This is a genomic window from Limnothrix sp. FACHB-406, from assembly GCF_014698235.1.
GTDB lineage: Bacteria > Cyanobacteriota > Cyanobacteriia > CACIAM-69d > CACIAM-69d > CACIAM-69d.
The window spans coordinates 94,577-118,998 of sequence record NZ_JACJSP010000013.1; the positions used below are offsets into that span (position 1 = coordinate 94,577).

The following is a 24,422-nucleotide window of genomic DNA, read 5'->3' on the forward strand; positions in this document are numbered from 1 at the left end:
GTTGCAACTCCCGGCATTCCGCAAGAGTAAGACTCTCATGGATTGCTATGTTCGATCCCTGGATTTATGAACCTAGTTGAAATAACGTCAACTTCTGTTGACTTCCCTAGACGCTGACTCAGAACCGGTTTATCTTCAAATCAAGGTACGAAAGAAGCAAGAAACGCTTCTCTCCAAGGACAGTTCCCGGTGCGTACCTCCTGCCGGAGACTGGCACGACTTCCTCTTCTGTGTTGCATCCGAAGCTTGTTGTTCAAGTAGCGTTTGCGCCATGCGGCGATCGAACCGGTAGCTGTTGATAAAACTAGCTCATTCGGGAGGTCATGAATCGTGAGGTTCGCACCACAGGCGCTGCTAACAAAGCAGTCTGAATCGACTGAAGTGATGCCCGATCGACCGAAGTTGTGTATCGTTGTCCACCCGATTGATTAGCTGTTGAGAGTAAAACCTGTTGAGTGATTCCTGTCTTCAAATAGCCAGCGAAAGCAAAAAGGTCTAGTCCGCGTCTGGGCTAGACCTTTTGAGTTTTGAGGCTTGAATTTTGAAGCTTGAGCTTTTAGGTTTGAGTGCTTAGCGTTAAGTGCTTAGTGTTAAGTGTTTAAAGTATTGAACATTGAGCTGCTAAGTTTGGATTCCTGATTCAAGATTGGGAGCGATCGAGCCGTTTTGCAATCCAGCGGCCAATCCCATTTAAAATTGCGCCTGCCATCAGAATGCCCAAGGCCGGCTGCCATAGGGGTTGCCACAGGGAATACCACAGATCAAACCCGAAGGGCTTGTGGAGACTGCGACCAACCACGGCGATCGCCAGCCAAGCAAAGCTCAAAAACACCAAAAACAGATTGGCCATCAGCGCGCGATCGGCCCACAGCCAAAATTTAGTTTGCCAATTGGGGGAAGAAGGGGGAGCGGTCATCGGTCTTAGGTTCGCTGGTGCGGTTTTTGTGGTGATCCTGTGGCGTTAATTGCGTTAATTAGGAGTTGTATCATGCTCCGTTTCCCAATCGCCCTTTCCCTTGCAAAACCCAACATTTAACCCCGCTGAGCAACCGACTGAGCAACCGGCTGAGGCAACCGATCGCCCGATCGAGCCAGCCGCACCCCACCTGGAAACCCTGGCCATTCATGCGGGCCGCGCACCCGACCCCGCCACGGGAGCGATCGCCCCGCCGCTATATCTCACCAGCACCTTCGAGCGATCAGCCGATGGTTCCTATCCCCAAGGCTATCTCTACAGCCGGTTAGATCATCCCAACCGTCGATCGCTCGAAACCTGTTTGGCCGCCCTCGAAGGCGGCGCGGCGGCAGCGGCCTTCAGCTCCGGCGCAGCGGCTATGATGGCAGCGCTGCAAGCCCTCGGGCCCGGGCAGTTGGTGGCCCCGCGCGATCTCTATCGCGGCACGGCCCAATTGATGGAACAGGTGTTGCAGCCCTGGGGCTTAGCGGTGGTTTGGGTTGATGCCACGGATTTGGCACAGGTGGCCGCCGCCCTCACGCCCGAAACTCGCGCCGTTTGGGTGGAAACGCCTTCCAATCCGTTGCTGAAGCTGTCGGATATTCGGGCGATCGCCCAGTTAGCCCAAGCGGCCGGGGCCCTTTGCATTTGCGACAACACTTGGGCCACTCCCCTGTTGCAACGGCCCTTGGAATTGGGAGCCGATTGGGTTGTCCATTCCACCACCAAATATCTCGGGGGCCATAGCGACGTAACCGGCGGGGCGGTCATTGCTCGCGAACTGACCCCGGCCTTTGAGCGGGTGCAACAGGTGCAGCGGCTGGGCGGATCCGGATTGGCTCCCTTTGACTGCTGGCTGACCCTGCGCAGTGTGGCCACGTTGCCGGTGCGGATGGCGGCCCACTGTGCCAATGGGCGGCAGGTGGCGGCCTGGTTGCGATCGCACCCGGCGATCGAGGCGGTTCACTATCCCGGCTTGCCAGATCATCCCCAAGCGGCCTTGGCCCGATCGCAAATGAAGGACTTTGGGGGCATGGTGTCGGTGCAAGTGCGGGGCGATCGCCCGGAAGCCCTGGCCGTTGCCGCCGCCCTCCAGATTTTCACCCGGGGTACAAGTCTCGGCGGCGTGGAAAGTTTAATTGAGCACCGCGCCTCGATCGAGGGGCCCGGAACCACCACCCCAGAAAACCTGCTGCGTCTCTCGATCGGCCTTGAGCACCCAGACGATTTATTAGCCGATTTGGCGCAGGCCTTGGCAAAAGTGTACGGACTCGGAGCGCAATCGCACGTATCCCCCATTGTTGATCCCCGAGTATGATAAAACCGTCCTGAAAGCAGCCATGGCGATGCCCTCGTGATTCCCTCCCAAGACCAGGATTGGACATCTGATAACGGGTTTGATGATGTATATCGTCAGGCCTGTGGTGGCAGCATTGCCGCGATCGTCCAGATCCTGAATCAAAAGTTGGCTTCCGACCAAATTCGCACCCGCGCCATCATTGCGGGTGGTAGCTTGCAATTGCTGTGTGAAGCCCCCACAGCGGAAAACCTCGATCGCGACCACACGGTCGAGCGGGTGCGCGCCATCTTGGAACAAGTGGCCCCCCGAGGAATTCGCAAAGTCACGCTCTATGCCCGCCTTGTGCAAGAACAGCAGCTTTTGTGGCTAGAGGCGATCCAGCGAGAGCCGGAGGATCTGTTGTGGTCAGAGCCGATGATTTTGAAGCGATCGCACTGGTTCCGGTGGGCTTTTCGCAATCTCACCTCCCGCCAACGAGACCTCAACCTACCCACCCTTGGATCCACCTTGCCCGCCAAGGCCGCCCGCACCCAATTTTGGGTCGGAGCCGCCGGGGGAGCGATCTTGAGTGTCTTTTTGCTGGGGCTAGTGGCCTGGAATTTGAAATGGATCACCATTGGCAACCCGCCGGCCACCCCCACCGCCAGCACCACCAATGATCCCTTCGTGAAGGCTGTTCGCTTGGCGGAAACGGCTGCTCTTGGGGGGCAAACGGCCAAAACGCGCCAACAGTGGCTAGAACTGGCGACTCAGTGGCAAGCCGCCGCCGACTTGATGGAGCAGGTGACCCCAGACGATCGCCGGGCCGCCACCGCGCGCGATCGGGCCCAGCGTTACCGCCAAAACAGCCAACAGGCCCGCCAACAGGCCGAGTTAGCCCCCGCTGCCTTGCCCTAAGGCCTGTCGCCATTTCCTAGGATCAGGTGGAAACGATTGATTGTTCACGTCCCAGTCGTCGTAACAAGGGGCTTAAGCCCCTTGCCCCCCGCGATCTGCCAACGGTGGAATCAGGGTTTCAGACGATTTGACGACACGCCCTAACTTTTGCCCTAATTATTCTGTTGCAAAATCCTGAAACTAAGGGTCAATTAATATTGACCTGATGTTTGGGAGTGGCAGTCATCATCCGGCTAGGCGACGATGGCAATGTAGTGCAAAATTCCTAGAATTGTGGGGATTTGGTCGAGGTAGTAGGACTCCCGATCGATGGCAATCAAGTAATGGTCGTTAGGTGTCCGCATGAGTTGTAGGAAACGCCAAATTTCCCCGGCGGTTACGCAGCCGAAAAGGGGCAAGGGTAATCTTGATTCCTGATCTGGGCGATCGATATCTGGGTGATTGATATTTGGGGGATTAATTATTGACGACAACCAGTGGGAATTAAATTTCTGATTGAATTGGTATGCTCCCCAAACTTGTGCTGAACATTGGGCCAGAGCTGATTCTAATTCTCCCCGCTTCGCTTCCACAATCGTGCAAATGGGGGCTTGTAGCTCAACATCTAGGGGCGATCGGGCGACAATAAAATCACATTCTCCATTTAGCCCTTGATCAGGTTGAATGGTTAATTCAAAACCAGAAAAAATAGAAACTTGTCGGTGGGTTTGTTCCCGCAGCTCCAATAAAATTGGAGAAATTAACCGCTCCGATCGCTCCTTTTCGGTGAGGAGAGTTGTACTTTGGGCAATTTCCAAGGTTCTGAGCAACCAAGAAGACGGCTCGATCGCGGTGGTCTTGGCTCCCAAGGATAAGGACTGCAATGCCTGACCAAGACCAAATTGGCTTTGTAGTTGACGAAAGCTAAATGATCGATCGGACATGTGTTCCTAACTCCTGACTGATTCGTGGGAGAGCGCGATCGCTAGGTATAGAATGGTGGCGACTGTCAAGCTTGCCATTGTTGACTACAAATTGTTAACCGTGAAAAGTTGACTACGAAAAGTTGACTACGAAAAGTTGACCACAAAACTCAAAACCTGATCGCCCCGGCCAAATTGCTCCTATGCCTATTCGGCACTTTTCCGCGCGATTGAGTGCAATTTCAATGTTTATTGATCGCGCCTTCAAAGTTGATGATGCCAACATCAACAGCGTAAACCGTGCCTACACCCCTGAAGAATGGCAGCGCTTCGGAGCCGCCGAGCACGATCGCGCCACAGGTTTACTGTTAGATTACGAAGGCATTGTCCTACGAGCCGCCTTAAGTGAATTAAATTCCGTGGTGGAGTATGAGTTGAAGTGGGTTGTGAGGTCAATTTATCAAAAAAAATATGGCTCCCATCGCGACTATCGCCGCAAACTTTCCCACAAAACGATCGCGGAAATCTATCGAATTATTGAACGTGAATTTCAGGTCGAAATAGAAACATTGCCAGGGTTTCAGGACGTGGAAGCCATGCGCAAAGTGGTGAATGCTTATAAGCATGATGATGGCTATAGCGGTCAATATCAACCGTTCTTAACCATTTCCATTGAAAAGAAATACGAATTAGATATCCAAATGGTTCGGGACTATCTGCAAGCTGTTGAAGTATTTTTGCAAGCCCTGCCCGGTGAACGATTGCAATTGGGGCAAGATGTGCGGATTAAACCCATTCGGAATCCAGCGGGCTTTGGGGAATAGTTGGTTTGGTTTGCGGCTGGCGTGGTGAATTGGTAACCCTAACCAACAATGGCAACCAGTCATGAAAGCTAGTCATGAAAACCAGTCACTAAAACTAGCAGTGACGACAAATCATCAGTCGGGGAGCACGATCAATCACCGTCCACTCCCCGCGATCGAACAGATATCGAATAAATATCGAACAAATGAGGCTTCCCTCAACGTCCCCAATCAGGTGGGAACCAGTTCGCCGGGTCGCAGCCGGGCCCAGCGGCCTTGGTCAGCCGTGAAGCTTTGGCAACCCACCACATCCCACTCCATTTCAATCTCGTTGTCGCGCGGTCGGATGTTGACATTAATGCTGGGTTCGATCGGCTCAAAATCTGGGGAATCCGTCAAATGTGCCTGTTGGTGTTGGGCTTCAACCGCGTGGTAAGTCGTGCAGCGATCAATATGGAGGCAGTTGACACAAATGCACATGGCTTGGGCACTCCTTGGCTATTCAAACAAGGCCCGGCGAGCGATCGCACCAAAGACCACCACGGTTCGATCGCAGCCCCAGTTTTAATCTAGCTTGCGCCCATCGCAATAGACATCTCGCCTCCTTCCCAAGCTATGCCATTCTAGAGAAGACAACTCATCAGGCGATTGTCATCAGGCGATTGTCACGCTGGGGGCGGTTTTTGCCCGCTGGCGATGTCCCGGTTCTCGGCTCGACAGCGTTGTTTCGTTTTGTTTAGGGATTGTTTAGGGCATTGATCAGAAGGCTCATGGGCGATGATCAAGCGATGACCAAAACCGATCGCCAAAACGGTCATTGGCAAATTTGCACGAAACACGGCCAGTTCGGTCGTGTCAGCCTGGGCCGCGGATGAAGCCAACTTCGCCGCGATGGTGCAGGAAGTTCCCTGATTGCTAGCATTTTGCGGCAAGGGTTTAGGGAAATCGTGACGGTGGTGTCGAGCCGTTCGTAGGGTCGTTAATGTACGAGCCATTCATAGGGTCGTTAATGTAGTTGATGCAAACCTTGTTGCGGGCGCGCGTAACGCGGTTGATCCAACAGTGGCTTCAGCGAATTCCGGTTGTCAGGACAGCGATCGAATACTTAGCTGCGGTCAATGTGGCGGCGGACGATGGGAGCAATCTCGATCGTATGTCCTATGAAGGCTGGCAAAATCGCTTCCTGCTAGCTCGGGTTCGGTTAGCCTTTGGGTTAGGGCTGCTGATTTCCTGGAGCTTTGCGGTCTTAGACCTGGCGCGATCGGTCTTGCGCCAGGAAACTCTCAGTTGGGATAACGTGGCCGCACGGTTGGCCACCCTGATTAGCCTGTTGGGGTTTTGGTATTTATCCGACACCCGCTGGGGAGCGCGCCATCTGCGGATTCTGTTTTTGGGATTTTTATTTTCCTTCCAGATCGTCCCCGAAACTTGCCAGGTTCTGTTGTCGCCCGTGACCCTGAACCGGTTGCCCCCGCGTCTTTTTGGATGGGCCTTTGGTTTTTTTGCCCAAGCGACCCTCATTCCGGCGCGCTGGCCCCTGCATGTGTTGTCCCAAGCCTTGGCGTTGATCCATTCCTTTGGGTTGCGGGAATTGCTGGGGGCGGCCATTCGCTCCTCACCGATCCAATCGCGCTTTGGCCTGTTGCTAGAGCTGTTTTGGATTTGTGTGGTTTGCGATTTGTCGGTTTATCTCTATGAACGGCTCCAGCGCGCGGAATTTAGCGCTCGCAGCAAGCTCGCCGATGCCTATGAGCAAGTGGAGGCGGCCGAGGCCAAATATCGCAGCATTTTTGAAAACGCCGTGGAGGGAATTTTTCAGTCCACGGTGGATGGATCTTTCATCAGCATGAATCCTGCCCTGGCGCGCATTCTGGGCTATGACTCGCCGGAAGCTGCGATCGCGGGGATTACGGAAATTCCGAGCTTGTATTCAGATCCCAAGCGGCGGGATGAGTTTTGCCACATTCTGGCCACAGAGGGCCAGGCGATCGCCTTTGAATCTCAAATTTATCGATCGGACGGTTCCACCACCTGGATTGTGGAAAATGCCCGAGCGGTCTATGACGTGCGGGGGCAAATCATTGGCTATGAGGGCACGGTGGCCGATGTCAGCACCCGCAAGGCGGCCGAGGTGGAAATTCGCCGCGCCCTGGAAGCCGAAAAAGATCTGAACCGCATGAAATCCCAGTTCGTGTCCATGACTTCCCACGAATTCCGCACCCCCTTAACCACCATCTTGGCTTCGGCGGAAGCCCTGGAGCACTATGGCGATCGGTGGGGGCCCGATAAAAGTCGCAACTATCTCCGCCGCATCCAAACCATGGTGCATCACCTGACGGAATTGTTGGAGTCGGTGTTGGTGTTGGGGCAGGCGGACTCGGGGCGGTTGCAGTTTCGGCCGGGGCCCGTTGACCTGGAAGGATTCTGCAACGGGTTGGTGGAGGAAATGTCTTTGAACCTGAAGGCACACCAGGCGATCGAGTTTCGAGTGGTGAACCGAGGGGCGGCGGCTCCGGTGTTGGCCATGGATGAAAAGCTGCTGCGGCACATCCTGTCTAATCTGCTGTCTAATGCTTTGAAATATTCCCCCAACGCCAGCACCACTCAGTTTCGATTGATCTGTGCTCCGGAGTCTGTGCGGTTTGTGATTCAAGATCAGGGCATTGGCATTCCAGCGGCCGATCGGGAGCGTCTGTTTGAGTCCTTCCACCGGGCTGGCAATGTGGGAACCATTCCCGGGACTGGGTTGGGCCTGGCGATCGTTAAGCGATCGGTTGACTTACACGGGGGACAAATCCAAGTGGACAGCACTGAAGGTATGGGAACCACCTTCTCGGTCACCCTACCGGTCACCCCTTGGCAACCGCTCAGCAGTGAAGAAGATCACCTCAATGCTTGAGCCTTGATGCTTGAGTCTTGAACCAGTCTTGAGCGTTGGGGGCGGTTTGCAGACCACGGCGGCCGCGGTCTACCGGGTGCTGTTCTGATCCAGGCCGGCCAGGTTCAATCCTGGAAAGGAAATCCATAAAATGGGTGGCCATTGAGTTAATCGATTCTTTGTGGACAACGCATCGGGTTAAGGGAGCGATCGCCGTGACCAAAATTTTGACCATCGAAGACGAACCGGATGTTCGGGAAATTATTCTCGATATTTTGGAAGCCGAGGGGTATGAAGTGGCGGGAGCCGCTGATGGCAATGCGGGCGTTCGTTTGGCCGAAGCCTTCCAACCCGATTTAATTCTGTGCGATGTGATGATGCCGGAGTTGGATGGTTACGGGGTGCTGGCGGCCCTGCGCCAATCGCCCATTACCGCCACAACTCCCTTTGTGTTCCTGACGGCCCGCACCACCAAGGGCGATGTGCGCCAAGGAATGCATTTGGGAGCCGATGATTATTTAACGAAGCCGTTTACGCGGGATGAGCTGCTGGGGGCGGTGGCTGCTCGGTTGCAACGGCAATCGGCCACCCAAAAGCAATCCCAAGAACAGCTCGATGCGTTGCGCTATAGCATTGCATTCTCGCTGCCCCATGAGTTGCGAACGCCGCTGAATGGGATTGTGGCCACGTCGCAGTTCATGCTTGAAGAGTTGGAGGATTTGGATCCCGAAGAAACCCGCGAGATGCTGACGGATATTCACAATTCGGGTCAGCGCTTGTTTCGGTTAATTCAAAACTTTTTGCTCTACGCGGATTTGGAGTTGGCGGCTCGGGATCCCCAGCGGTTGCACGAGCTGCGACAACTGCAAGTGGAGAGTCCGGCGGCAATGATTGAAACAACGGCACGCCGGCAGGCGCAGGACTGGGCGGGGCGATCGGCTGATTTGTCGGTGCAGGCGGTGGATGCGATCGTGGGCATTTCAGAATCGGCGCTGCAAAAGATGGTGATTGAGCTGGTGGATAATGCCTGCAAGTTTTCGCAGCCGGGCCAGCCGATCGCGGTGTTTGCGGAAATTCAGGGCGATCGCTACCAGTTGGTGGTGAAAGATAGCGGCCGGGGCATGACTTCGGATCAGATCAAATCGGTGGGGGCCTATCAACAGTTCGATCGCAAGTTGCATGAACAACAGGGGTCGGGTTTGGGGTTAACCCTGGCCCAGCGGCTTTGCACCCTCTACGGGGGAACCCTGACCATCACCAGCGAACCGGAAGGGGGCACGACGGTGCTGGTTGAGTTGGGTGTGCAGGAGCGATCGACATCCTAAGGACGGAACGGAAAAGCGGGATTGGGTTGCCTCCATTGCTCAACGTTACAACCCGGCCGTGATTGTTACGACCCGTGACCCAGGCTGTTACGATGCGATTTAGCGGCGCTGGCATATGGAGTTCAGGTCAATTTGTGGGCATTCCCAGGGACTGGATTCATCCGCCCTGAGCCATTGAGGGTCGCTGGCTGTTGCGCTGTTTTGGAAATGGCTATGTCGTCGGACTCACCCAAGTCGGTTGGAACCGAACCCACGAAGGGATCGTGGCGGCGGGCGATCGCTCGTCTGCTGCGGGGCCTGATTCGCTTGTTGGACTGGGCGGCGACGGAACTGGAAACGGAGTCGGCCTTGCCTCCGGCCACCTCGGTGCGATCGCCCCGGTTGACCCCAGCCCAAGCGGGCCATCAAGTTTTAGGCTGGGCCCGCCCTTGGTTGCCCGAATCCCTGCGGAAGCTGTCCGATCGCAACCTGACCATTGCCCTGTCGATAATGGGGAGTGTGGTGCTGGTTGCCGCGATCGCCATTTTCCCGCCCAAGTTTCAACCTGCCACGGTGGCTCAACAGCCGCCGGAGTCTCAGCCTGCTCCTCTCAAGCCGTTGATTCCCACCCTGCTGGAACTGCCGTCTGATGCGGAGGAAGCGGAACCGATCGCCCCTTCTGGTAACGGAACGGCGGGATCGGAGTCCACGCCTCGAACAACGGACATTCCTGGTCAGACCGCCGCAGAATCCGGGGACGTGGGAGTTTCCGAGACGACCCCGGTTTCTAGCCCGCCGCCCAAACTAGAGCGATCGCCGGAACAACAATTAATTGCGGCGATTCAGGACGAAACCAGCGAAATTGCCACTCGCTACGGCGATCAGGCGTTGGTGGACTCCATCCAAGCGGACTTCCGTGCCAGTCGGCTGATTGTGACGGTTCCGGCTGATTTGTGGTACGGGTTGGGCGATCGCAATCAGGATCGGTTTGCGGCGGATTTATTGAAGCGATCGCGCCGTTTAGATTTCAACAAGCTGGAGCTACAGGATCGAGAGGGACAGCTGTTGGCCCGCAGTCCCGTGGTGGGCGATCGGGTCGTGATCTTTCAGCGATCGGCCGAGGGCGAGAGCACCAGTGGCGCTTAGGATAGCCCCGTCACCCATTGCACCCATTGTCCCAACAGTAACAACAACCAGTTGGCGTAGGGCAAGCTGCTGAAAATGGCCCCCTGACGCGATCGCCCCCGCAGCCATAGCACCCAGCCCCCCGTTAGCCCCAAAATGGCCACCGGAGGAAACAGGGCGATCGCAACCCACGCCAGCCCGGCTCCTATGGGGGCCGCTGAATCGGCCTGGACGAAAAGAGACGGTGAAGCCACCGCAGCCAACAACCCCGGAGGCAGCAAGGCCCCAAAAAATAGGCTGTTGGCAATCAACACAAATTGAGCAAACCCGCGCATGGCTTTTGTCTTGCGGCCGCGCAACGGAGTACGCAGTCTTGTTCTCGGATTTTGCCTCCAAAGCGGTTCAGCCAGCAAGGGGCGATCGCTCCGGTTCAGGCCTTGGGAAACAGGTTGCAAGCTGAAGAGACCAGCCTCGATCGAGTTCAAGCGCGTTCAACCGGGTTCCCAAGGCCCCAATAGCAACAACTCCCCCAGTTCGTGAACCAGGAGAGTTGCTGTTGATTGGATCTTGGCTTGGTTGATTTGATGGTTGATGGTTGTTGGTCGCCCAGGGGCGATCGCGCTGGATCTGCACCCCGGCTGACCAAAACCACTGACCAATCCAATTGACCAAATAACTGGATCAGACTGATCGAAAAAGGGCGATCGAATCTTACTTGACCGAAGCTTCTGCGCCAGCGTCTTCCAGTTTCTTCTTGGCGGCTTCGGCATCGTCCTTGGACGCGCCTTCCTTGACCACCTTGGGAGCAGCTTCCACCAAATCCTTGGCTTCCTTCAGACCCAAACCGGTCAGTTCGCGCACCACCTTCAGCACGGCGATCTTCTTGTCGGCGGGCACTTTGTCCAGCATCACATCGAAAGCGGTCTTTTCTTCCACTTCCTCAGCCGCAGCAGGAGCCGCCGCCATCATCATCATGCCGCCAGCAGGCGCAGCAGCGCTCACGCCGAACACTTCTTCGATTTCTTTAACCAGCTCAGCCGCTTCCAGCAGGGTCAGCGACTTCAAGCTTTCAATGATCAATGCGACCTTCTCAGACATGGATTTGCTCCTTGCAATGGTTGAACAGCAATAACAGCAACAGGGGAAACCAACACAGTCGATCGGGGCCGTCGGCTTGTGGGCCAAAACCTTAGGCCGCCGGGCGATCGCACTGCTCGATTCTGAAGCGATCGCCTAGGCGGCTTGCTTCTCGGAAATTGCCTTGATCCCACGAGCCAGCATCGAAGGCACTTCCTTGACACCGAACGCGATCTTGGTGGCCAGGCCATTGATCCCACCAGCGATTTGAGCAATGAGTTGCTCCTTCGAGGGTAGGTCGGCAATTGCCTTAACCTCGGCCTGCGTCAGGGCGCGACCTTCCATCACACCGCCGCGCAGCTCGGTTTTCTTCGAGGCCTTCTGGAAGTCTTGGTATGCCTTCAGGGCAGCACCCAGGTCTCCCTTCAGCAACAAAAATGCCGAAGTACCCTTCAGAAACTCCGTCATGGGCTGCCAGTTGGCATCACCCTCAACGGCGATCCGCATCAGCGTGTTTTTCGTCACTTTGCAAACCGCGCCGCTCGCAGCGATGCGATTGCGTAGATCCGACAATTCAGCAACCGACAGACCCGCGTAGTCGATCACTGCCACCATTTCGGTTTCAGTGAGCAGCGACTTCAGATCCGCGACAATTGCTTGCTTGTCCTCCAGCGTGCGACCCATTCGTCATCACCTCCTTTCGGTTTGTCGCGCAGTCTGGAAACGAGAACCCCCTCGACGGTCAGCCAAAGACGGGTCGAGGGGGTTCGATTTGACAGCCAAACAGCACCCTGAGCGGGTAGCGAGTTGGCTCAAAACAGGACAGACCTCGGTGGGAATTGATTAAGCGATCGCGCAATTGCGAACACACCCACTGTCTTTGGTTGTTGGGTTTTGAAGCTAGGGTTTTGAGAAGCGACTGCTGGGCCGCTAGTTCAACATCGAGGAGGTCTTGGCTGTTGATTAGCACCGCGATCGAGCTAGATCAACAGCCGAAGCTTGGATTCGCGAAGGGGTAAATCTCTACCCCCCAGCACCGCCCGTTTAGGCAGCGTTCTCGCCAATCTTCAAGTCGCGCAGGGCAGCTACATCTACTTCTACCGACGGCCCCATGGTGGAGGTCACGTAGATGCTGCGCCAGTAGCGACCCTTGGCACCCGAAGGACGGTTACGATCGATCGTCTCTTGCAACGCCTTCAGGTTCACCAGCAAATCTTCTGCCGTAAAGGCAGACTTACCGATGCCCACGTGGACAATACCCGTGCGATCGGCCCGGAATTCCAGCTTACCAGCCTTGAACTCCGAAATCGCCTGAGGCAAGTCGAACGTCACCGTACCACCTTTCGGCGACGGCATCAAGCCCCGGGGACCCAACAGCCGACCCAACTTTGCCACCTGGGGCATCATGTCGGGCGTGGCAATCAGGATGTCAAAATCCATCATGCCCTTTTGGATTTCTTCAATCAGGTCTTCGGAACCGGCAATATCAGCGCCAGCGCCCGTTGCTTCCGCGACCTTTTCCCCCCGAGCAATCACCGCCACCCGCACGGTTTGCCCCGTGCCCTTGGGCAGGGCCACCGTGGTTCGCAATTGTTGGTCAGTGTATTTCGGGTCAATGCCCAACTTGATGTGGGCTTCCACCGTTTCCACAAACTTAGCTGTGGCCAGTTCCTTCACCAGCTCCAGCGCCTCCACGGGCGCATAGGGACGCGGTTCCACCTTGGCCATTAGCTCGCGCATCCGGCGCGAAATCTTACGAGTCATGAATTAAAACACTCCTTCGGGGTCATTAGCGAAGAGGTGATCTTCTCCCCCAGATGGTTTTCAGCAAATCTGTTCGTGATCGGTCTGCGATCGGTCAATGACTCGGTGAATGTAGGAGTCGATCGAGCCGACTGCCCCCAACCGAACCAATGGCTCCTACTCGACGATCGTCACGCCCATGTTGTTGGCCGTCCCTTCGATGATCCGCATGGCGGCTTCCACATCGTTGGTGTTCAGGTCAGGCAGCTTGGTTTGGGCAATTTCCTGAAGCTGGGCACGGGTAATTTTGCCCACCTTTTTGGACTTCGGATCACTCGAACCGCGATCGATGCCAGCGGCCTTGCAAATCAAAACGGAAGCGGGCGGCGTTTTCAGAACGAAGGTAAAACTCCGATCTTCAAACACCGAGATTTCCACAGGAACCACCAGCCCAGCCTTGTCGGCCGTGCGGGCGTTATATTCCTTGCAGAACATCATGATGTTGACCCCATGCTGACCCAGGGCAGGCCCGATCGGGGGAGCAGGGGTCGCTTTGCCGGCGGTAATCGCCAGCTTAATGATTGCGACGACTTTCTTAGCCATTCGTTTATTGCGCTATGGGACGAGCTAGCTTTGCTTTTGAACTTGGTTGAACTCCAGTTCAACCGGGGTATCCCGACCAAAAATCGACAGCAAAGCCTTCAGCTTGCTGCGTTCGGGACTCACTTCAATCACCTCGCCTTCAAAATCCTTAAACGGCCCAGACAAAACCACAATCTTGTCACCGGCCGCCATATCAATTTTGATGACGGGTTCTTGCTCCTGGGCCTGGCGGAAAATGCGCTCGACTTCAGCGGGACTCAGGGGTACGGGCTTGACATGGCCGCGCCCGCGACCTTGGCCGCGCCGTTGTTCTGCCCCCACAAAGTTAATCACGTTGGGGGTATTCTTCACAACCATCCAGGTCTCGTCGTCCAGATGCATCCGCACCAGGACATAGCCGGGGAAAACCTTCTCGTCGCCATGCTGACGGCTACCGTCTTTGCGCATTTTGACGGTGGGGGTTTGGGGAATTTCCACCTGCAAAATTCGTTCAGCCACGTCAAGGGTTTGCACCCGTTGTTGCAGGTTCATCTTGACGCGGTTTTCACAGCCGGAAGCCACTTGCACGGCATACCAGCGAGCACGACGGGCTAAAACCTTGGGCGCTTGCTCTTCGGTTTGTTCGTCGCTGTCGTAAAACTGTTCGTCGCTCAGGCTCATTGGAACACCTGCTTTGCGATCCAAGTGAAGAGGTTGTCAACCAGATAGATAGTTGTGGCGGAGAGAACAACCATCAGCACCACCGCCACGGACTCACTGATGAGTTGTTGGCGACTGGGCCAAACGACTTTGCTGAGTTCTTCGCGAGTGCCGCGCAGAAACTCGGTGGGGTCGAATTTTTCGTTATCTGGGGCTGGCGATTCCGCTGGTTTGCTCACGGGTGGGTTCCTCTATTGACCAATGCTCCTTAGGATGGGGACTCGATCGCACGGAAGACCAAAGGCTGATGGGCCATAGGGCCACAGACTGGCTCCGGTGAAGAGGCGTTCGATCGGTCGTGATACCCGGTTGGTCGATCGGGGCTGATCGGAAAACACGCCTCATGAGAATCTACCCAAAGACCTCTTGCCGGTGATGGCGGTCAGCCTTTGGGTAGATTCATCGGCGATGAATGCCAGCGCGCCCTGGAGGACTCGAACCCCCGACATCAGGTTTTGGAGACCTGCGTTCTACCGACTGAACTAAGAGCGCACGTTTGGACGTTTTCTCAGTTTAGCACTAATCGAGGCCGGTCGCTCAAAAACCATTTGAAATGGATGAACCGATCGAACGAAGATCCGGGGAGGATCTTACTTCTTGCGATCGAACCGTTCCTTGATGCGGGTTGCCTTACCAATGCGCTGACGCAGGTAGTACAGCTTGGCACGACGGACTTTACCACGGCGCACGACTTTGATATTCGCGACGCGGGGCGAATGCAGCAGGAACACGCGCTCTACGCCAACACCTTGGAACACCCGACGCACGGTGACGGTTTCGTTAATTCCGCCGTTGCGCATCGCGATGATGGTGCCTTCGTAGGGCTGGACGCGCTCTTTGCCGCCTTCTTGGATCACAACACCAACTCGAACCGTGTCCCCGACATAAAGGACGGGCAGGTCTGATTTGAGTTGCTCAGCTTCGATTGAGCGGATGACTTCTTGCGCGTTCATGACTGGTTCAAAAAACCACAAGCACACATCTTAGCCGTTGAACAGTCATTTCGTCTAGCTTGGTTTGGCTTTTTTCCGATCGAGCCTGGATCGTCCCCCTCGCTCGATCGGCCCTCTACACTGAGGGAAACATATAAGATGCGGGACAATTCTCCTCGGTGGCACTGGGGAGGAGGGCTAAACAAACCATGGAGCAAATCCTGAAAAGATCACAGCAACTGCTGCAAGGACTGCGATCGCCCTTGGGGTCGGCCATGGTCTTGTCCTTTGTGGTGCATTTGGCGGCCTTGCCTCTGTTGGCGGACTGGAATCCGGCCTCACCCCCCGAGGACGAGCGTAAAGTGGCCCTGTTGGAGCTGACCCCCGAGGAGTTGCAAGAGCTGCCGGCCTTTGCCCGGGAAGCGGCCGCCCAACCCCAAAATCCAACCGGCCTGACCAATCCCCCCAATGCCAACCCCAATTCCGGTAGTGCCAACGATCTGTTCAATCGCTTAGGTTTGGGCAGTTCGTCGCCGTCCGTTGGTCGCGGAGCCGCCGCTGATCCCTTCAATACCTTTGGTGGCGCAGCGGGTAACCAGGGTCGTTCCAACAGTCGCATGGGCGATCGGGCTACGAACCGGTTTGAGAATAATCCCAACAGCAACCTCTATAACAACCCCTATAACAACTCCTACATCAATCCCTATAACGATTACGCTGGCTGGGATCAGTTCCAAAATCCGCCCCCTCGCCCCAACGGTGGCGATCGCGGTCGTCGCGGCCGCCAGTCCAATGGCCAGTCCCGATCGCCCGCTGTCGCAACCCCTGCCACCGCCGCCGATCGCCTGGCCCAGTCCACCGCCAACGTTGCGATTGCCCAATTTCGAGATCAATGGCGAATGGCGGCCGGCCTCCAGTCCCTGGCCAGCGGTCTGAACCCGGAACCGACCGATCGCCCCGGTAACTACACCTTCAATCCAAACCTGGTGAGCAGCAACGCCACCCAAGGCCGCCTGAGCCAACTGGCCGATTGGGTGAAACGGGTCAACGATCTCCCCATGCGCAACGCAGATGGATCCCTGTTGCCGGGCACGGGCAAAGAATTAAACGGCGTTTTCCGCGACATGCTCACTGTCGGAGACTCCATTCAAAAGAAAGACACCCCGATTCAGTGGCGCAAATTTGCTGATCTGCGGGCTTGCACCACCCTGAGCGCCAACCCGCCCCAACCGATCCGCTTGGTTGTCTTGGTGGGCGATCGGGGATTGGTGGCCCCCGGTTTGAACCCCGTGCGGTTGGTGCAAAGCTCCGGCTACTCAGCCTTGGATGACGAGGCGATCGCCTTTTTGACCCAACAGCTCACCGGCAAAAAACTCTCCGATCGCCCGGGCTATCTCATCCACATCTACACCCTGACCTATCCCCCTTGTCGCGCCGCCAACCCCGACCCGACCCCTAGCCCCACATCTAGCCCCACGCCCGACCCCACACCTGGCCCCACATCCAGCCCCGCACCCACCACCGAAAGCCCCGCATCACCCTCCGGCGAGACCCCGGACTCCCCTCGCCCCTCGCCCTAGGCTTGCCCATCCGCCACGGTCAACCTTGCGCCATTCCTGCGGTCTTCAGCGCGCTGGAAACTGTTCTAGCGAGATTGCTCAACAAAACCCAAAACCCATTGTCCTAAGCGATCGCCCTGCGGCAGAGTCAGCCAACTGAGTACAATCAACCCACTTCCCTACTCAGGATTTTGCGAGAACTCTGAAATCGTAATGGCAACCAGCATTTTTCAATTCAGACAAAAAGATCGCCGTCCCTGGCTGCGGGTCATTCTGCAACTGCGCGGCTCCGTTGTGCCCACCATTGCACCCCGCGTGCTGCTTTGTGGAACCTTTGCCGCCATCATCAGTTGGCTACATGCCCTGAAAGTTCCCGTGGCCCAACCGGGCTGGGCAAATTTAATTCCCAGCGTGGTGCTGGGTTTGCTATTGGTTTTCCGTACTAATACCGCCTACGAACGATTCTGGGAAGGGCGCAAACTTTGGGGCGGAATTGTTAACACCTCCCGTAACCTGGGGCGACAAATTTGGGTGGCAATTGACGAACCAACACCGGAAGTGCGAGAGCAAAAGATCTCAGCTTTGAATCTCATTGCTGCCTTTGGCATTGCCACCAAGCAGCATTTACGGGGGGCATCCGTCACGGAAGCGGTTGCGGATTTGGTTGAGCCAAATGTGCTGGCCAATTTGCAAACCACGAATCACGCACCTATTGATTTATCGGTACGAATTGCCGCTTTTCTAGAAGAGCAGCGCGATCGCGGCAACCTCAACCCCTATCAACTGGCTTCCATGCACCGTCTGCTTGATGTGTTGGTGGATTCTTTGGGAGGTTGCGAGCGAATTTTGCGAACACCCATGCCCTTTGCCTATGCCATTCACTTGCGGCAATTGCTATTAATTTACTGCTTAATTCTGCCTTTTGAATTGGTGTCCAAGGTGGGTTGGTGGACAGGATTACTCGTTGCCATCATTTCTTTCACCCTATTTGGAATTGAAGAAATTGGCGAAGAAATCGAAAATCCCTTTGGCACGGATCCGAATGATTTGCCCCTAGATGCCATTTGCAACACCGTTCGCCAAAACATGCAAAATTTGACCACCCTGAATCCCCGGGAAGCCAATGCTCGGGCATTAGTAGATAACAGTTTTCAGTAATGGTTTCTGCTAGGGCGTAACCCAAGCTGGGTGGCAAGGCTTGGGGACAAAATTTAAGGAAAAATTGCAATAGTCCCAATCGTTCCAGATGGATTCTGGTTTCCCATGACCCATCACGTTTCTGCTTGGCTCGATCGCCTGGCCCTTTGGCTGCCGGGAACTTTTGAAAATCGGGAACAGGCCCTGGCGGATCCCACTTGGTATGTGGGTGTGCGGCTGTGGCATCGATCGGTCAGGGTCTTTGGTCCCGGCCACTTGGGGATTTATGCGGAACAGGCCAGCGCCCCCACCTTTGCCAAAATTTATCGCCCCAGGGTGTTCCAGATTTCTCCCACCTCTGATCCTGATTTTCCGCTGGCGGTGGCCTACTTTGCCCTGCGACAGCCGGAGCGGTGGCGCGGCGGGGGTTTGGATCCCGCTATTTTGGAACCCTTGACCTTGGCGGACTTGGAGCCACTGCCCGGTTGCCTGTTGCCCATGGCGGTTTTGGCAGAGGATGCAGGTTTCCGGGCCCAGCTTCCGCCCGATCGGCGTTGTTGTTTCCAGGCCGATGGGCAATTGCGCCAGGTGAGCTTGGGGTTTGAGGTGCGATCGGGCGAATTTCTCAGCTACGACAAGGGCATCGATCCCGACACAGGCAAACCGATTTGGGGGGCAATCATGGGCCCATTTCGCTATCGGCGCGTTGGCGATTAAGATGCGATCGCAGGGAGCCACTGCAACGAACTGCAACGGTTATCCGCTGTGGTCAGTGATCAGCCTTGCCCTCGCCATTGTTGGGATCGATTTTGATTCGCTCCGATAACCATTCATTCCTTTCAATCCTTACGAAATCCCCGATTAATCACACCATGACCCAAGTGTCTGAAGCGATCGCCCCCGCTGCTGATTTGGTGACCCTTGGCCGTTGGATGGCCGCCGACTTCAGCAACCAAGCCCAAGCGTTTGAAAATCCGCCCTTTTTCGCCCATATTCGGGTCTGTATGCGGCCCCTGCCGATCGCCCTGCTAGGCGGCATTAGTTTCTATGTGGAACAGGCCTATGATTACGCCCTCAACCAGCCCTATCGTGTGCGGGTGTTGAAGTTGATTGAGGTGGATGGGCAAATCCAAATTGAAAACTATGCCGTTGCCCATGAGCAGGAATTTTTTGGTGCTTCTCGACAGCCCGATCGCCTGCAAGCGCTGACGGCCGATCGCCTGGAGCGGCTCTGTCACTGCAATTTTTTGGTGAGCCGGACAGGGCAAACCTTCACGGGCCAGGTGGAACCCGGCAAGGCCTGCATGGTCACGCGCAAGGGCAAGGAAACCTACTTGGATAGTCAGTTTGAAATCACAGCCGATCGATTTGTGAGCTGGGATCGGGGCCGCGACCCGGAAACCGATGAGCATGTGTGGGGTGCGGTGGCCGGGCCCTTTGACTTTGTGAAGGTGGCCAGCTTTGCCGATGAGGTGGTGGCTCCCTAGGGCGATGTGGCAGCGGGGAAGGGTGATCGATCGCCACGGTCGGCTTTCCCTGCGCCAAAATGATTGCCATCAGTTCCGCTGTGCTGGGCGACGGTGGAAGCCTGAGTGAGCTGCCTTGACCATGTTCAGTGCGCGGCTCCTCCGTTTTTGGGGTGGCCGCTCGACTTCGATCAATCTCGATAATTAATGTCCATCCGATCACTCCTGCGCTGGTTTTTATTGGGGTTGCTGTTGCCGCTGGCGTTTTTGAACGGCTGGATGTTGCTTCAGGTCTTCAATTACTTTCAGTCCCTGCTGTCTGCCTTCGTGGTGGCCACGCTGGTGTCCTTTCTGTTGGACTATCCCGTGCGGTGGCTGGAAGCGCAGGGAAAACGCTGGCATGTGCGGCGGGAATTTGCGGTGTTGGCGATCGTCCTGTTGACCTTGGGGATTGTGGGTCTGTTGGGGCTAACGCTGGCTCCGGTGCTCTATGACCAATTTGCCGCTTTTGCTAATGGGTTGCCCGGTTGGGTGGCTTCGAGTCGGCAACAGCTTGAAAACCTGTCTAATTGGGCCATTGCCAAGCGGCTCCCGATCGACCTTCAACAGTTGGGAACCCAGGCGATCGCCCAATTCTCAGCCCAAATTCAAAACCTAACCACCCAACTGGTGAGCCTGTTGGTGCAAATGGCTGGGCGGGCCTTTGATGCTCTGATTGCGATGGTGTTGGCGGTTTATTTGCTGTTGCGGGGCGAGCAATTTTGGGATGGTTTTTTTAGTTGGTTGCCGCCCGAACGACGGGAGCAGGTGCGCCAATGTTTTCGCCAAAATTTCCAAAATTACTACGCCGGTCAAGCGGCTTTGGCCACCACGATCGGGGTGGCCATGGTGTTGCTCTTTCTGATGCTGCAAGTGCCGTTTGGGTTGCTGTTTGGTCTGGGCATTGGGGTCATGACGCTAGTGCCCTTTGGCGCGGGAATCAGCATTGTGGTGGTGAGCTTGCTGTTAGCGGTCAAGAGTTTTTGGCTGGGGCTACAGGTGCTTTTGTTGGCTTTTTTGGTGGATCAAATTATTGAAAATACGGTTGCTCCGCGTCTGCTGGGGCAATTTACGGGGCTGAACCCAGTTTGGGTGCTGTTGTCCCTGTTGGCGGGGGCTAAGGTGGGTGGCTTGTTGGGGGTGGTTTTGGCGGTTCCGTTGGCGGGAACGATCAAAAGCGCGATCGAACTGTGGCGATCGCCCAATCATGGCTGGACTTTGGCAACTGATTCCGCCTTGCCCGTCAAAACCGCTCGACCCGATCGCCCAGTGCAACCCACGCCCGATCGCTGAGAGTCGGGCCGCAGGATTTTGGAAAGCTAAAGTGCTGAGTCTCTCCAGGCTTCTGGGTTGCTGCAAATCTGGTTGCTGCAAATTGACGGCCTAGCCTGTTCCTCAATCCTCAACTCTCAATCTTCAAATCGCTGAACAGCGAGCACCGCATTTTGGCCGCCAAACCCAAACGCAAAACAAAGGGTTCGATCGACATGTCGGGCGATCGAGGTTTGCAGCCAAAACCCGGCAAATTCTGGATCCTGCAATCCCACCGTGGGCGGCAACTGGCCAGACTCGATCGCCAAAAGACAAAACGCAACGCCCAAGGCACTGGAAGCCCCCAGCGTATGGCCGGTGGCTCCTTTGGTGGAACTCACGGGCGGTTGCTGGGGAAAAAGATCTTGAATTAAATTGGCTTCCTGAGCATCATTCAGCTTGGTGGCCGTGCCGTGGGCGTGGATATAGTCCACCTGTTCCGGTCGCCAGCCGCTACGTTTCAGGGCCCAATGCACCGCAACCCGAGCCGATCGCCCCGTTGGATCCGGCGCACTGAGGTGATAAGCATCGGTGCTGAAGCCGGCCCCTAAAATTTCTCCATAGATTTTGGCTCCGCGCGATCGGGCCAGGTCGGCCGCTTCCAACACCAGCAGCGCCGCCCCTTCTCCCAACACCAGCCCCTCGCGCGATCGGTCAAAGGGATAGGAACCCGTGGCCGCCAGGGCCCCCATTTGGGCAAACCCCGCCAAAGTCAGGGGCGTAATCGGGGCTTCCACGGCTCCCGCCAAGACCCGATCGCACCAGCCTTCCCGAATTAAGTCCGCTCCCCGGGCGATCGCGCTGATCCCGGTCGTGCAGGCAGTCATCGGAGCCAGCAGCGGGCCCCCTGCCCCCAATTGCTGGGCGATCCGCACCGCTGGGCCGTGGGGCAAATGCCTTAACCATTGATCATCCAAGGGGCGTTGCCCGGCGGCGTATTGCTCCAAAACTCCCTGATAGCTGCGGCTGGATCCCACACAAACCCCCAGCCGTTGGGCTGGTTGATTCAGTGCTGACCCAGATCCCGACTGCAACTCCGAGCCGGTTGCATCTGCCCAGGCCGCTGCACTGGTGCGATCGATCAAATGCGTTAAGTCAACGGGTTGGGACTGCGCCTGGGAATTGACTGCTTGGGAATTCACTCGCGAGCCAAGCAGGGCGATCGGGCGAGGTGGAATCGCTGTAAAGGGTTGATGCCACTGAATTGCCGATTGACCGGCCAGGAGCGATCGCCAGGTTGATGAGCGATCGCCCAAGGCCGACATCAGCCCAATACCTGTTACCACCACCCGCCGCACAGTGAACTCAGAAATGGTTTAAGGCGTGGTTTTCAGATTTTCCAGACCTGCCGTGACGCTGGCTTTTTCAATGCGATCGCCCTGTTGCACCTGGTCGATCGTCTCCATGCCTTTGGTCACATAGCCAAACACCGCATAACTACCATCCAACGGCGTTAACTCCGCCAGCGCAAAGTAAAACTGCGACGAGGCAGAATCCGGCGACATCGATCGCGCCATGGCCACCGCGCCCCGCTTGTGGGTTAAAACCGGTGTTTCTGCAATGCCCAAATCGGGGAACGTCGCACTATAAACCGGTTGGGCTTGACCCTTTGGCTTAATTTCGAGGGGAATGGTGCGCTCGCGGCCCGTTTTGGGATCCGTGAAACCGCTCATCCCCAACTCCGTGATCGGAACCTTGGGATCCTTGCTGCGCGGGTCGCCCCCTTGCACCACAAAGGGCACCGGCTCCCGCACCACCCGATGGAACATCAAGCCGTCATATACCCCACGGTTCACCAAATCCACAAAATTTCCGGCCGTGATGGGTGCGTTGGTGCCGTCCACCTCAATTTCCACCGGCTGACCCTTGATGGTCATGGTCACGGTTGCTTTTCCGGTTAACTGGGGCAAACCGGCGGGCAACTGGGCCGGCGTGGCGGCAACCGACGGCGCGGGGCTGCTCACTTGGCGACTATCGGCCGGCTGGCCAGCACAGCCCGCGGTCGAAAAAACCAGCAACGCGGCAATCGGGGCCAGCCATAGCCCCCGGAATGCTTTGGCGCAGGTTTTCATCCAGTAGGTTGCTAAATAGTTCATCGTTACAGACCCTCCAGCGGCACACGCAGAAACTTGGCCAAAGCGGCTCCTTCCGTTTCCAGTGCCGTCAAGGACAGGGGTTGGCCCACACGGGTTAGGGGAACATCGCGCATATTCTTCACTCGCAGGTACAAGGCCCGCCGGGGGTTAATCCCTTCCTTGAGGTCTACGCGCACGGATTGAATCGCGCTCAGGTCGCAGGTGAGCTTCACTTCACGATTTTTGCCGGGATAGCCCCAGCGAAAAATGGTGGCTTTACCCGTGGTGCGATCGAACTCGTTATAACCACCGCCCACGTTCCAGCGAATGGTTAACCACAGATAGGTGGCCAGCAGTGATCCGGCAGTGCCATACAGCCCCATCACCAGTCCTTGGGGGACAAACACGAGCTTGGTGGGGTCTGAGAACAACAGCAGATTCACGCCCAGGTAGCTCGACAAACCGGCAAGCAAAAAGCCCGTAGCGCCGATGGTGACGATCGTGGCGATCGCATAGCTACTGAGACGGCGCGCGCCGACAATCTCCGTCCGCAACAGGCGATCGGATTGGGGATCGGTGGAGACAGTCATAGGTGTATGGCTTAAAAATTGCTTGTGTATCGAAAACAGGTGTGGGAACGCAGGGGGGATGAAACGCTTGTTTGCCCCAAACTGCTGGCTCAGACCGGCCATGATTTGATCGGGCCCGGTTGCTCCATCAGGAACCGTCCCTTCAACAGTCTAAGCAAACTTGGCAGATTCCTAAAAATCTTGGCGAAAGACAACGATCCGAGAATGGCTAACAAACATTAAGCATAATTACTTATTTTTTCTTAACGAAGGTCTTAGATTGGGGGAAATGAAAAAAATCGCAACAGCGCGATCACCCGGAGCCGCGAACTCGGTGATCGTGACTTGGCGCTGAATCGCGATCGGGCTGCGAGATTGACCACCCATGGGCTGTGGATTGGCATGGGAATTGGCAGTGGTCTGTTACGGATTGGCAGTGGTCTGTTACGGAGCCGTGCGTTGATCCCCGCAATTCTTAAATTAGTCTGAAGTTGATCGGAAGGGTTTCCGCCGCCCGTGATCCCGCCAGCGGGCCCGATTGACGCGATTCGCCTGGGTTTGATCAACTCCGTTACGAGATTCCCCACCCCCCCGATCGCCCCTTCAATTATCATGAGATTTGTAATCGATGTGATCGTTCGACTAAACCCTGGAAACCAGTCCAAATTTTCTGATTTGGTTGCCAGACTTGCGATCGCCCTACCCTCACCCGAAATGAGTGTGGTAGGTTAAGAAAAATTAACCGATCTCAGCAATCGATGGCATCGGCAACGGCGCTCTTCTGGGTGGAAGTGCAACTCATGCCCCAACCCCCTGCGGATTCTCATCGTTGCCCAGGCCCCGATCGCGAGACGGGTCAAAATTCTACGGAACCGGAAGTGCTTCAAACCCGCCTCACGACCGTAGATATCGCAATTTTGAACCTCTGTTAACAGATAGAGAGGAACTCCATGACCATCGCAGTTGGACGCGTGGGCACGGAACGCGGGTGGTTCGACGTAGTGGACGACTGGCTGAAGCGGGATCGCTTCGTCTTCGTCGGCTGGTC

27 protein-coding genes and 1 tRNA gene are annotated in these 24,422 nt (G+C 56.1%); 12 read left to right on the forward strand and 16 right to left on the reverse strand.

Annotated features, from left to right (window positions below):
- Nucleotides 1-640 precede the first annotated feature (640 nt).
- Nucleotides 641-916: a hypothetical protein gene (locus H6G53_RS13355; RefSeq protein WP_234407004.1), complete on the reverse strand. Its 276-nt coding sequence runs from the start codon at nt 914-916 to the stop codon at nt 641-643.
- A 169-nt stretch (nt 917-1,085) separates the two neighbouring features.
- Here H6G53_RS13355 and H6G53_RS13360 point away from each other — a divergent pair, with 169 nt between their 5' ends.
- Complete coding sequence (locus H6G53_RS13360) at nt 1,086-2,273, forward strand: PLP-dependent transferase (protein WP_190533751.1); 1,188 nt, start codon at nt 1,086-1,088, stop codon at nt 2,271-2,273.
- Nucleotides 2,274-2,309: 36 nt separating this feature from the next.
- Nucleotides 2,310-3,152, forward strand: a complete 843-nt coding sequence (locus H6G53_RS13365; protein ID WP_190533698.1) for a hypothetical protein — start codon at nt 2,310-2,312, stop codon at nt 3,150-3,152.
- A 233-nt stretch (nt 3,153-3,385) separates the two neighbouring features.
- Here H6G53_RS13365 and H6G53_RS13370 read toward each other — a convergent pair whose 3' ends face one another.
- Nucleotides 3,386-4,075, reverse strand: a complete 690-nt coding sequence (locus H6G53_RS13370) for a hypothetical protein (RefSeq protein ID WP_190533701.1) — start codon at nt 4,073-4,075, stop codon at nt 3,386-3,388.
- Nucleotides 4,076-4,299: 224 nt separating this feature from the next.
- Here H6G53_RS13370 and H6G53_RS13375 point away from each other — a divergent pair, with 224 nt between their 5' ends.
- Entirely contained in the window at nt 4,300-4,878 is a 579-nt protein-coding gene (locus H6G53_RS13375; protein ID WP_099534256.1) for a hypothetical protein, read from the forward strand.
- Between the two features lie 210 nt (nt 4,879-5,088).
- On the opposite strand, the gene H6G53_RS13380 is transcribed toward H6G53_RS13375, so the two are convergent.
- Nucleotides 5,089-5,337, reverse strand: coding sequence for a Ycf34 family protein (locus H6G53_RS13380; RefSeq protein WP_099534255.1), 249 nt, complete (start codon nt 5,335-5,337; stop codon nt 5,089-5,091).
- Nucleotides 5,338-5,875: 538 nt separating this feature from the next.
- Here H6G53_RS13380 and H6G53_RS13385 point away from each other — a divergent pair.
- From H6G53_RS13385 to H6G53_RS13395, 3 genes are all read left to right on the forward strand, one after another.
- The gene (locus H6G53_RS13385) at nt 5,876-7,756 is read left to right on the forward strand and encodes a PAS domain-containing sensor histidine kinase (protein ID WP_190533704.1); all 1,881 of its coding nucleotides are present in this window, start codon (nt 5,876-5,878) and stop codon (nt 7,754-7,756) included.
- Nucleotides 7,757-7,950: 194 nt separating this feature from the next.
- Nucleotides 7,951-9,060: a response regulator gene (locus H6G53_RS13390; RefSeq protein WP_099534270.1), complete on the forward strand. Its 1,110-nt coding sequence runs from the start codon at nt 7,951-7,953 to the stop codon at nt 9,058-9,060.
- Between the two features lie 207 nt (nt 9,061-9,267).
- Entirely contained in the window at nt 9,268-10,185 is a 918-nt protein-coding gene (locus H6G53_RS13395) for a hypothetical protein (protein ID WP_190533707.1), read from the forward strand.
- Here H6G53_RS13395 and H6G53_RS13400 read toward each other — a convergent pair.
- The 10 genes from H6G53_RS13400 to rplS all read right to left on the reverse strand — a co-directional run bounded on the left by H6G53_RS13400 (nt 10,182) and on the right by rplS (nt 15,239).
- Nucleotides 10,182-10,649 (reverse strand): hypothetical protein, encoded by a 468-nt coding sequence (locus tag H6G53_RS13400; protein ID WP_190533709.1) that lies wholly within the window; start codon nt 10,647-10,649, stop codon nt 10,182-10,184. The two genes, H6G53_RS13395 and H6G53_RS13400, sit on opposite strands and share 4 nt — an antisense overlap.
- A 226-nt stretch (nt 10,650-10,875) precedes the next feature.
- Nucleotides 10,876-11,262, reverse strand: coding sequence for a 50S ribosomal protein L7/L12 (rplL, locus tag H6G53_RS13405; RefSeq protein WP_190533712.1), 387 nt, complete (start codon nt 11,260-11,262; stop codon nt 10,876-10,878).
- Between the two features lie 135 nt (nt 11,263-11,397).
- The gene (rplJ, locus tag H6G53_RS13410; RefSeq protein ID WP_099534249.1) at nt 11,398-11,925 is read right to left on the reverse strand and encodes a 50S ribosomal protein L10; all 528 of its coding nucleotides are present in this window, start codon (nt 11,923-11,925) and stop codon (nt 11,398-11,400) included.
- Between the two features lie 360 nt (nt 11,926-12,285).
- Nucleotides 12,286-13,005 (reverse strand): 50S ribosomal protein L1, encoded by a 720-nt coding sequence (rplA, locus tag H6G53_RS13415; RefSeq protein WP_099534247.1) that lies wholly within the window; start codon nt 13,003-13,005, stop codon nt 12,286-12,288.
- A 156-nt stretch (nt 13,006-13,161) separates the two neighbouring features.
- Complete coding sequence (gene rplK / locus H6G53_RS13420; protein WP_099534246.1) at nt 13,162-13,587, reverse strand: 50S ribosomal protein L11; 426 nt, start codon at nt 13,585-13,587, stop codon at nt 13,162-13,164.
- Between the two features lie 24 nt (nt 13,588-13,611).
- Nucleotides 13,612-14,247 carry a transcription termination/antitermination protein NusG gene (nusG, locus tag H6G53_RS13425; protein WP_099534245.1) on the reverse strand — a complete coding sequence of 212 codons (636 nt, stop codon included), beginning with the start codon at nt 14,245-14,247 and terminating at the stop codon, nt 13,612-13,614.
- Entirely contained in the window at nt 14,244-14,465 is a 222-nt protein-coding gene (gene secE / locus H6G53_RS13430) for a preprotein translocase subunit SecE (RefSeq protein WP_099534244.1), read from the reverse strand. The genes nusG and secE overlap by 4 nt, the downstream gene beginning before the upstream one ends.
- Nucleotides 14,431-14,631, reverse strand: a complete 201-nt coding sequence (locus H6G53_RS13435; RefSeq protein ID WP_190533715.1) for a hypothetical protein — start codon at nt 14,629-14,631, stop codon at nt 14,431-14,433. The genes secE and H6G53_RS13435 overlap by 35 nt, the downstream gene beginning before the upstream one ends.
- Nucleotides 14,632-14,705: 74 nt before the next feature.
- Nucleotides 14,706-14,778: transfer RNA gene (locus H6G53_RS13440), tRNA-Trp, on the reverse strand.
- Nucleotides 14,779-14,876: 98 nt separating this feature from the next.
- Nucleotides 14,877-15,239: a 50S ribosomal protein L19 gene (rplS, locus tag H6G53_RS13445; protein ID WP_099534243.1), complete on the reverse strand. Its 363-nt coding sequence runs from the start codon at nt 15,237-15,239 to the stop codon at nt 14,877-14,879.
- Between the two features lie 188 nt (nt 15,240-15,427).
- On the opposite strand from rplS, the gene H6G53_RS13450 reads away from it, so the two are divergent.
- The 5 genes from H6G53_RS13450 to H6G53_RS13470 all read left to right on the forward strand — a co-directional run bounded on the left by H6G53_RS13450 (nt 15,428) and on the right by H6G53_RS13470 (nt 20,712).
- Nucleotides 15,428-16,798, forward strand: a complete 1,371-nt coding sequence (locus H6G53_RS13450; protein WP_190533718.1) for a hypothetical protein — start codon at nt 15,428-15,430, stop codon at nt 16,796-16,798.
- A 192-nt stretch (nt 16,799-16,990) separates the two neighbouring features.
- Nucleotides 16,991-17,935 (forward strand): bestrophin family protein, encoded by a 945-nt coding sequence (locus tag H6G53_RS13455; RefSeq protein ID WP_190533721.1) that lies wholly within the window; start codon nt 16,991-16,993, stop codon nt 17,933-17,935.
- A gap of 105 nt (nt 17,936-18,040) precedes the next feature.
- Nucleotides 18,041-18,631 carry a chromophore lyase CpcT/CpeT gene (locus tag H6G53_RS13460; RefSeq protein ID WP_190533724.1) on the forward strand — a complete coding sequence of 197 codons (591 nt, stop codon included), beginning with the start codon at nt 18,041-18,043 and terminating at the stop codon, nt 18,629-18,631.
- Nucleotides 18,632-18,786: 155 nt separating this feature from the next.
- Nucleotides 18,787-19,401 (forward strand): chromophore lyase CpcT/CpeT, encoded by a 615-nt coding sequence (locus tag H6G53_RS13465; RefSeq protein ID WP_199309241.1) that lies wholly within the window; start codon nt 18,787-18,789, stop codon nt 19,399-19,401.
- A 186-nt stretch (nt 19,402-19,587) separates the two neighbouring features.
- Nucleotides 19,588-20,712, forward strand: a complete 1,125-nt coding sequence (locus H6G53_RS13470; protein WP_190533727.1) for an AI-2E family transporter — start codon at nt 19,588-19,590, stop codon at nt 20,710-20,712.
- Between the two features lie 116 nt (nt 20,713-20,828).
- On the opposite strand, the gene H6G53_RS13475 is transcribed toward H6G53_RS13470, so the two are convergent.
- From H6G53_RS13475 to H6G53_RS13485, 3 genes are read right to left on the reverse strand one after another with little or no spacing between them, the layout of a single operon-like run.
- Nucleotides 20,829-22,028, reverse strand: coding sequence for a beta-ketoacyl-ACP synthase (locus H6G53_RS13475; RefSeq protein WP_190533730.1), 1,200 nt, complete (start codon nt 22,026-22,028; stop codon nt 20,829-20,831).
- 18 nt (nt 22,029-22,046) lie between these two features.
- Nucleotides 22,047-22,826, reverse strand: coding sequence for a peptidylprolyl isomerase (locus tag H6G53_RS13480; protein ID WP_242030915.1), 780 nt, complete (start codon nt 22,824-22,826; stop codon nt 22,047-22,049).
- Between the two features lie 2 nt (nt 22,827-22,828).
- Nucleotides 22,829-23,395, reverse strand: a complete 567-nt coding sequence (locus tag H6G53_RS13485; RefSeq protein ID WP_190533733.1) for a photosystem I assembly protein Ycf4 — start codon at nt 23,393-23,395, stop codon at nt 22,829-22,831.
- Nucleotides 23,396-24,132: 737 nt separating this feature from the next.
- Between H6G53_RS13485 and H6G53_RS13490 the strand changes: the two genes are divergently transcribed.
- Complete coding sequence (locus tag H6G53_RS13490; protein ID WP_190528080.1) at nt 24,133-24,306, forward strand: hypothetical protein; 174 nt, start codon at nt 24,133-24,135, stop codon at nt 24,304-24,306.
- The last annotated feature ends 116 nt before the right edge of the window (nt 24,307-24,422 follow it).